At 38.6% G+C, this 7,819-nt stretch carries 10 protein-coding genes; all 10 read left to right on the forward strand.

Features of this window, described 5'->3' with window-relative positions:
* Window positions 1-190, forward strand: a 190-nt coding sequence (locus tag V6C71_10970; protein HEY9768998.1) for a hypothetical protein, incomplete at its 5' end; no start/stop codon positions are given.
* 121 nt (window positions 191-311) lie between these two features.
* The gene (locus tag V6C71_10975) at window positions 312-1,820 is read left to right on the forward strand and encodes a radical SAM family RiPP maturation amino acid epimerase (GenBank protein ID HEY9768999.1); all 1,509 of its coding nucleotides are present in this window, start codon (window positions 312-314) and stop codon (window positions 1,818-1,820) included.
* Window positions 1,821-1,881: 61 nt separating this feature from the next.
* Window positions 1,882-3,915 carry a RiPP maturation radical SAM C-methyltransferase gene (locus V6C71_10980; protein ID HEY9769000.1) on the forward strand — a complete coding sequence of 678 codons (2,034 nt, stop codon included), beginning with the start codon at window positions 1,882-1,884 and terminating at the stop codon, window positions 3,913-3,915.
* Between the two features lie 45 nt (window positions 3,916-3,960).
* Complete coding sequence (locus V6C71_10985) at window positions 3,961-4,353, forward strand: SPASM domain-containing protein (GenBank protein ID HEY9769001.1); 393 nt, start codon at window positions 3,961-3,963, stop codon at window positions 4,351-4,353.
* A 261-nt stretch (window positions 4,354-4,614) separates the two neighbouring features.
* Window positions 4,615-4,776: a hypothetical protein gene (locus V6C71_10990; protein ID HEY9769002.1), complete on the forward strand. Its 162-nt coding sequence runs from the start codon at window positions 4,615-4,617 to the stop codon at window positions 4,774-4,776.
* 192 nt (window positions 4,777-4,968) lie between these two features.
* On the forward strand, window positions 4,969-5,478 hold the full coding sequence (locus V6C71_10995) for an NHLP leader peptide family RiPP precursor (GenBank protein ID HEY9769003.1): 510 nt from the start codon (window positions 4,969-4,971) through the stop codon (window positions 5,476-5,478).
* Window positions 5,479-5,509: 31 nt separating this feature from the next.
* Entirely contained in the window at window positions 5,510-5,659 is a 150-nt protein-coding gene (locus V6C71_11000) for a hypothetical protein (GenBank protein HEY9769004.1), read from the forward strand.
* A 24-nt stretch (window positions 5,660-5,683) separates the two neighbouring features.
* On the forward strand, window positions 5,684-5,971 hold the full coding sequence (locus V6C71_11005) for a hypothetical protein (protein HEY9769005.1): 288 nt from the start codon (window positions 5,684-5,686) through the stop codon (window positions 5,969-5,971).
* 17 nt (window positions 5,972-5,988) lie between these two features.
* On the forward strand, window positions 5,989-7,413 hold the full coding sequence (locus V6C71_11010; protein ID HEY9769006.1) for a cache domain-containing protein: 1,425 nt from the start codon (window positions 5,989-5,991) through the stop codon (window positions 7,411-7,413).
* Between the two features lie 147 nt (window positions 7,414-7,560).
* Window positions 7,561-7,819 (forward strand): IS6 family transposase (locus V6C71_11015; protein HEY9769007.1); only part of this gene is annotated, 259 nt, incomplete at its 3' end.

The following is a 7,819-nucleotide window of genomic DNA, read 5'->3' on the forward strand; positions in this document are numbered from 1 at the left end:
AGAATTGCCAGATGGTTTAGAAATTAAGATATTAGAGGAAACTTCTAATACTCTTTACCTCGTTATTCCGCGCAATCCATTAAACGCAGAAGTTACAGAAGATTTATCAGAGGAAGCATTAGAAAGTGTAGCTGGAGGAGGTAATATTGTTAGCGTCGGAATAGCCGCTGGACTAGAGTTGGGATGGTAGCTTGAAAATTGCATTTTTTTAGACAACTTGCAAATATCTAAAATCCAAATGAAGAATCGATTTTTGCAGTTGTTCTTATGTTTTTTTGCCAATAAAAATCACTTAATAATAGGAGCAATATATGAACAAACAAACTCAAGAAGTAGAAAAAAACACTTTAGTAGAAAAGGCAAACTCTAAATCTCAAGATGATAAATTTTTGAAGTTAGGATGGAAAGATAATTTTGAACTAGTTAAAGAAAAAGAATTATTATCTGTAAGTCATTTAAAACGTTTCTTTGAGCGGTGGCATGGCGATGCAAATTTTCGAAAACAGCTATCAGCAAACTCATATGAAACTATTTTTCGCTATGGCTTAAAGATAGATCCCGATAAAATTAGACCATTATGGGACGAAAAATATGAAAACAGTTGTTTGAAAGAAGAACTTTTTAATAAAATACCTAACTTTGATTCATTAGAACACTATCAGTCACTTACAGAAAAAATCAGACCAGAATTGATGAAGTCAGTAGCTTCTTCCTCTACTAATATGCAATTCAAGTTGTGGAGACAGCGACAAATTAATAGAACCGCAAGTCAAATGAAACAGCAATTTCATAACGCCCTAGTGCATGCTCCCATCTGTTTTGAACTTAGTAAAGGATGTTCTGTAGGTTGTTGGTTTTGTGGTGTTGCTGCACCTCGTCTAAGCGACATTTTTTTCCATACCCAGGAAAACGCTAGACTATGGCAAGAAGTATTAGTAGTAATGAAAGAAATACTTGGAGCAGCCGCAGGTGCGGGATTTTGTTACTGGGCATCAGACCCACTAGATAACCCTGACTATGAAAAGTTTTGTCTCGATTTTTATGAAGTACTAGGTGGTTTTCCTCAAACCACTACATCTCAACCAATGAAAGATCCCGACAGAGTTCGAGCTTTATTAAAGCTTTCAAAAGAAAAAGGATGTGTGCTAAATCGTTTTTCAATTCTTTCTTTAAAAACCTTGAATCAAGTTCACGAAGAATTTAGTGCCGAAGAACTGGCTCTTGTAAAGTTAGTTCTTCTACACGAAGAAGCAAATATGCCTAAAGCTTTGTCTGGTAAAGCAAGAGAACGATGGCTGAAAAAGAAAGATAAAGATAATAAAAGCTACTCTCCCAGTCAAGGAACTATTGCTTGTGTGACAGGATTTTTGTTTAACATGGTAGATAAAAGTGTTAAGCTTATTAGTCCTTGTAATGCAAGCAATCGCTGGCCTCTAGGCTACATAGTTTATGAGGAAGGAACTTTTACTGATGCCAGCGACCTCAGACTTCTTTTAGAGAGAATGATCGACACTAATATGTCTTTCAATGTTGAAGAGAGTAGTTTAATTCGATTCCGTAGAGATTTGCAATTTGATAGTCTTGCTGATGGTTTTCAGCTTTCAAACTCCATCAAAACATTTAAATTTAAAGGTGACCTTTATCTTAAAGAGTTAGGCAAAATAATTAGCAAAGCTGATAAAACTGCCGCAGAAATTTCTTACTTATTTGAGATGCGTGGTATTTCTTCAGGACATACATTACATAATCTTAATCTAATGTTTAATAAAGGAGTTTTGGACAGTGAGCCAGATTTAGAACATACTGCAATTTTAAATTAAGCTTTAGGAACTAGATAGAAGTTAAATTTTTCCTACTCATCACATTTATAACCAAAGAGACATGACTGATGTATGTTTGGTACTGATGCCCTATGCCTCAGTAGAAAGACCTTCGATCGCCCTTGGATTATTAAAATCTCGCCTTCAACAGCAGCAAATCAAGACGAAAACTTGTTACCCAAACATCAATTTTGCTGAAGAGATTGGACTGGATGTATACACTTCTCTCAGTGATGTTTTAATTATGCACTTCTTAGGAGAATGGACTTTTTCTCAATTAGCATTTCCAGAATTTCAACCTAACGATTTAGAATATTTTCGTTTGGTTAAGCTACGTAGCCCTCAATTAGAGTTAGATGTATTTCTCGAAGTTCGTGAGAAAACAAAAGCTTTTGTCAATCGCATAGCACATTCTATATTAGATTTGCAACCACGTCTTGTTGGTTGTAGTTCAACATTTCAGCAGCACTGTGCATCATTGGCTCTTCTAAGACGAATTAAAGAACTCAATCCAGAAATTGTTACTTTTATGGGTGGGGCTAATTGTGAGTCAGAAATGGGGGTAACAACTCATCGTGAGTTCCCCTGGGTAGATTTTGTATTGTCAGGCGAAGGAGATGATCTATTGCCTAAATTTTGTCAAAAAATTTTAGAGTATGGTCGTGACGTTAATTCAACTAAATTACCTTATGGTGTAATTGCTCCTTCCCATCGCCAAGCTACTGCAATTTCCATTCAAGCTCCTCGAGCTTCCGCAGTAGATTTAGATCTGATACCAACGCCAGATTATGACGATTATTTTCAAACTCTTAAAAACTCTAAAATTGCGCCTTATGTCAAACCAGGCCTGCTCATTGAAACTGCTCGCGGTTGCTGGTGGGGGCAAAAACATCATTGTACTTTTTGTGGTTTGAATGGTAGCGGTATTAGTTTCAGATCGAAATCACCAGCCCGAGTGATGGAAGAAGTTCGCGAACTTACTCAGAAGTATAATTCGCATAAGTTAGAAGTTGTGGATAATATCCTTGATATGGATTATATGGATACGGTACTTCCATTACTTGCTGCCGAACAAGAACACCAAGAACCCTATCGAATATTTTATGAAACTAAAGCTAATTTAAAGCGCGAACATGTTGAACAGTTAGCATCAGCTGGTGTGCGTTGGATTCAGCCTGGTATTGAAAATATGCATGATGGAGTTTTAAAACTAATTAATAAAGGCACTACAGCATGGGTCAATACCCAATTATTAAAATGGGCTAGAGAGTTTGGAATGAGAGTGGCATGGAATTTTTTGTGCGACATTCCAGGCGAGTTAGATGAATGGTATGCTGAAATGGCATCTTGGCTACCGTTAATTTTTCATCTACAGCCTCCTTCAGGTGTTACTAGAATTAGATTTGACCGATTTAGTCCCTACCATGAAAGAGCCGCCGATTGGGGATTAGAACTATTGCCCAACCGAATGTACTCTTTTATCTATCCTTTACCGATAGATAAAATTTCCGACCTCGCTTACTTTTTTGAAGATTCAAGGGAAACGGCTCGACGTAAACCAGATGATAATGGTCGGCGCAATAATCGACCAGGACTAGAAGCTTTAAATGAATGTGTAAAGCAATGGAATCGATTAGAGGGAGGAAAAGAACCACCCATGTTAAGCATGAAAGACGATGGCGAACGCTTTTTAGTTACTGATACCAGACCGTGTGCTACTCAAGCTCAATTAAGCTTAGAAGGATTGATGTATTGGGTATATAAGGTGTGCGATCGTGCTTTATCAGCTAAAGAACTTCTCAAACAACTACGGTTACAATCAAAGCAAAACTTTCTCTGGGAAGAAATTGAGCCTGTTATTGCCGAACTACAAGAACTCAAAATCTTGCTCAAATTCAACAATAGATATTTGAGTCTTGCAGTTAAAGAACCCTATTTATCTTATTTACCATCCACACAATTTCCTGGTGGGTATGTCGATCTTAATGCGTTCAAGCGTAGTAAACGCAAACAACCTACTACTTTAGAAATGTGGGGGTTTACTAACTCTGCTAGTAACACCAAAGAGCCACATCTACAGCCAAGCAAAATATGAAAATCTGCCTAACAAATATAAGTTATTCAAGCATACTTTTTGATTATGCTTAATTTGAATAATATTGGCTATTATGGTCCTTATGAAAGACTGCTGCGTGGCGGTGGCGATGAATGGACATTCTGGCAGGGTTGCGGTGCGGGTTTAAATACATTAGGAATTGAAGCAGACGGCAAGATTAAAGGCTGTCCTTCCCTACCAACGACAGCTTATACAGGTAGGAACATTCGCGATCGCTCTTTACGAGAAATAGTCAAACAAACTGAAGAACTCAAATTCAATCTAAAAGCTGGTGCTGAGCAAGGAACAGACCATATGTGGGGATTTTGCAAAACTTGCGAGTTTGCCGAACTCTGTCGTGGTGGTTGTTCGTGGACGGCTCATGTATTCTTCGATCGCCGAGGTAATAACCCATGTTGTCATCATCGCGCCTTTTAAAACGCCCAGCAAGGAATTAGAGAACGAGTTTATTCAGTAGTAAAGGCAGAAGGTAATTCTTTTGACAATGGTGTGTTTGCAATTATCGAAGAACCCCTAAACGATCCTTGGATATTGCCGAGGTTAGTAATTTGTTGAGTTGATAAAAAACTAGTTTAGCAAGATAGAAAGATTTGTTATCTACACAAAAAAAATATTGATTGTTCTCCAAAGCAATTAATTCTAAACTACAAACTATAAAACAAACAAAGAGGATTTCCAATGAATAATAATCAATTGTCCGAAGAACAACTAGAAGAAGTTGCAGGTGGCGGATTGTTCAGTGACATAGCAAAGGCTGGAAAAGAATTTGTTGACGATGTTGTTGATACTGGAAAAGAATTTATTTCTGATGTAGGTAATGCTTGGGACAAACTTAAGTAAGTAAACTGTTAAGTATTTAATTTACTTGTTGCGATCGGGTGTAGGGGATAGGGTGTATGAATGTTATAAAGTGTAGTTCAAATGCATAATAGCTTAACTTGCCAGAATTAAATAGAAAAATCACGCTTATTGTTAATAGTAATTATTAACAAAGTAACAAAGTAAATAAGTCAAAAAACAGGAGTGTTACCTATGAGTGAGTCAACTGAAATTTATCAGCAAGTTTCGCAAAGATTACAAAGCGACGAAGGTTTTAAAAATCAATTTGTGAGTCAGCCAAAATTAATATTGACTGAGATGGGTATTAACATTCCTGATGCAGTTGAAGTGGATGTTCACGAAGATACAGCTACAGTAAGAAATTTTGTGATTCCTGTTAAATCTGCTGATGAAAATAAATCAGTTGCTTCTAACCCCTTATTTAAAAAAGCGATTGCCCTTGCTCATAGAGATGCAAATTTTAAAGCTCAATTAATCAATAATCCTAAAAGTGCGATCGCGGAGTTAACTGGCGAAAATTTACCAGAAAATTTAGATATCTGCGTTTATGAAAATACGCCTACTCTTAAACACTTAGTCATTTTTGTTGATTCTGCTAGCGAAGAATTAGGCGAAAAAGAACTGAAAACTGTTGCTGGAGGAGTATCTTCAATTAAGCTTCCTGGTTCAACGCTAGGGTTAGTAGCTCCACTAATGTTTTAATCGCCGAAACAGACTAACAAAAAGTTGAGTCATGGGACAATCGATATCTTCAAAAATGCAGCATAGTTCAATTGAGTCAGAAAAAACTGCCTATTATGCAGTAATGATGGCACAAAAAAGGGCTGTAAAGGTACGGCAGAAAGCTAGCTTTGGAAATTCTAGCTCTGGTTATGAATTATAGCGATCGCAACCCGTAGATGAGATAGTGTCACCATCGGCAGTAAAACCAACCGAGATGCTGCGTATTGCTTCTGATTGTCATAAAAAGGGATGTCTGCATTTTGATGGTGCTGATTGTCGTTTAGCAGCGAGGATTGTAGAACAGTTACCGACGGTAACGGACACTTTACCCGCCTGTCAAATTCGCTCAAGCTGTTGTTGGTGGCAACAAAAAGGAAAATCTGCCTGTCTGCGCTGTCTTCAAGTGGTGACGGAGAATTACTATGCTTCTTCTTTATTTGAGCAAGTAGCAAATCCCCAGGCTGTTACATAGATTAGGTTTTAACTAATATGAAACGTATCCATCGGTTATTTTATCCTCCCGCTTGGTCGATCGCGGCAAAGGTCTCGGCTGCATTGCTGGCAGCAGCGTTAATACCGATGAGCTTTAACGCTTATTACAATTTGCAAGAAAGCATTGAGGGTGCAGTAGAAAGTGAATACCGTCAATTAGAGCTTTTGTCTACAAGTATTGCCAGTCGATTAGACCAACTTATTATCAATCTTCAGCCTGTGGTCGTCCAAGTTAGCACAGAGCCAAGCGTGGTATCCTTTCTTAGTTTGACCGCCACCGAGCAGCAAAAAGGTGATAATGTCGCAATACAACAAACTTTAGATAATATTTTTCGCTCTAATCCCGACTATGATGCTGTTTATGTTATGAACCAGAAGGGTCGTTGTCTGGCTGCTAGCGACCCGACTTTTATCGGACAAAACTATAGCTTTCGGGAATACTTTAAAGCGGCAATTCAAGGTAATCCCTATGTTTCTAGCATTCTAATCGGGACGACCAGCAGCAGACCTGGAATTTACTTTTCCCATCCCGTACATTCTGAGGAGGGCAAGATTATTGGTGTGGCAGTCTTAAAAATTCAGGGTGATGAAATTTGGACAATTGTGAATACCATGCAAGGAGATTCTCAAAGCTCTCCTTTTCTCGTCGATCGCCTGGGAGTAATTATCGCTCATCAAGACCCCTCTTTTTTGTACCATAGCCTCACTCCTCTATCTAAAAAAACACAGCAGCAAATCGCCAAAGATCGACGCTACGGGCAACAGCAAATTGAAAGTCTAGACCTGCCGAAATTAGCAGCAGCAATGGTTAGAGCGGAAGCAACAGGACACGCTAGTTACTATTCTCCTGCCGACGAGCAAACTCAACAAATGGTTGGTTTTACTCCTTTGACCGAGCAACCGTGGGTCTTGGGTGTCTATAAGCCAAAATCGCAATTTGTGTCTTCACTCATTACTATGATTTGGCGACAGAGTCGCAGTTTAATCTTGGTAGGAGCAATTGCCATCATTTTGGCTCTGCTGTTGGCACAAAGCATTGCTAGACCAATACGAGAACTTACAGAAGTATCTCAAGCATTAGAAAAAGATAGTTTTGCCTATGATAAATTAACTAAGTTTGCCCGTTCGCGAGATGATATCGGTCAGTTAATGCGCGTCTTTATCAACATGGCGCGAGAAATAGAGGTACGAGAACAAAAGCTCAAACAACAGGTAGTACAGCTTAATTTTGAAATTGATGAGGTAAAAAAAGAACGTCAGGTAACAGCAGTTACAGACACAGAATACTTTCAGCAACTAAAGCAAAAAGCACAGCGACTCAGAAAGCGATCGCCCGTTAGTCGCCATAACGAAGCCGAATATTATCAACAATTACAGCAAAAGGCTCAAAGGATAAAGGGGACTAAGAGACTAGGAGACTAAAAGACAAATTACGGGCGAACGGCCGTTCGCCTCTAACGAACCATGTCTTCAGACGAATTATTTTCTCGCCAAGAAGCATTAGCAGGATTTACGGTTGTGTCGCAAAAAGTGATAGTTTAGGAATTTCTTGACTCTTACTCCTGATTTATGGTTCGATCTCAACCCTTCAAATGGCGACATTTTCAAGCAGAAATTATCTTACTTAACGTGCGTTGGTATTGCCGTTATCCCATTAGCTACAGGAATTTGGAGGAAATGATGCTAAAGAGAGGACTTGAAGTTGACCATAGCACCATTAATCGTTGGGTACTTGATTATGCCCCAGAATTAGAGCGGCGTTGTCGCCCTCATCTCAAGTCTACTAATGATTCTTGGCGTGTGGACGAGACTTATGTGAAGGTCAAGA

Source organism: Coleofasciculaceae cyanobacterium, assembly GCA_036703275.1.
Lineage (GTDB): Bacteria > Cyanobacteriota > Cyanobacteriia > Cyanobacteriales > Xenococcaceae > Waterburya.